Below are 305 nucleotides of genomic sequence, written 5' to 3' on the forward strand. Positions count from 1 at the left end.
GCGGTATCATTCGCGCTACTGGTGTAACAGAGCAACAAGGACGGGTAATACTCACTGCCGACGCTGGCAGCATTCTTCATAGCGGTGAAATCAGTGCACACCGCCATGATGGCCATGGCGGCGAGGTTTATATCGGTGGCGGATATCAAGGAAAGGACAGCAACCTTGCTAATGCAAGCACTGTGCAGGTAACAGAAACCGCCAGCATAGATGTAGCAGCGCAATCTTCCCAAGGTAACGGAGGGACGGCCATTGTTTGGGCCGATCAACAAACGGATTTTTTTGGTCAGATATTTGGACAAGGC

1 pseudogene is annotated in these 305 nt (G+C 51.5%); it reads left to right on the forward strand.

What is annotated here, in order from left to right:
* A pseudogene (locus tag J0A66_RS22670) lies at positions 1–305 on the forward strand (hypothetical protein); the annotation flags it as partial.

It is taken from the genome of Bowmanella dokdonensis, from assembly GCF_017254865.1.
Taxonomy (GTDB): Bacteria; Pseudomonadota; Gammaproteobacteria; order Enterobacterales; family Alteromonadaceae; genus Bowmanella; species Bowmanella dokdonensis.